Below are 462 nucleotides of genomic sequence, written 5' to 3'. Positions count from 1 at the left end.
ACTATCGGCTCCTCCCGCTCGGCGATGGGCAGCGGTTCAGCGGGGATGGGGTGCGCGACGGCGTGGGGAGCGGGGATGATCTCACTGGCGCGTTCGAGCTGGACGTGATCGCGGCGCCCCAACAACCAGCGCCCATCCGCGTCCAGACCGAGTTCGGCCGTGCTAGCCGAGACCAGAGCAGACGTGCTCACCGAGCCGCACTCCACGACCCGCACAGGGGCCGTGGCCGACAGCCCCATGGCCAGGGCCACCGTGGTCGCGCCACTCGAGCCGGCACAGCCGAGCACCACCACGGGCTTCTCCCACGGTTGCGGCGTCCATGTGTGAGCGGCCCGAGTACCGGGGTGGCGGTCCGTTCGATCCCGGCGCTGCGGGGGGCGGAACTCACCGGCCCGCACCGCGTGCCAGGCACGCTTGAGTTCGTCGACGTCGACCGGGGCGGCCGGGGCGCGGGCCGGGGGG

The 462-nt window shown here is 73.4% G+C and carries 1 protein-coding gene; it reads right to left on the bottom strand.

All coding sequences use genetic code 11. The features are described from left to right. A partial coding sequence (locus M3149_RS22750) for a hypothetical protein (RefSeq protein ID WP_251711624.1) occupies positions 1-293 on the bottom strand: 293 nt, incomplete at its 3' end. Positions 294-462: the final 169 nt, after the last annotated feature.

Origin of the sequence: Hydrogenophaga intermedia (genome assembly GCF_023715105.1) — a bacterium.
Taxonomy (GTDB): domain Bacteria; phylum Pseudomonadota; class Gammaproteobacteria; order Burkholderiales; family Burkholderiaceae_C; genus Hydrogenophaga; species Hydrogenophaga intermedia_A.
Note: the sequence above shows the minus strand (reverse complement) of the source record. Positions and strands in the feature narration are given on the sequence as shown.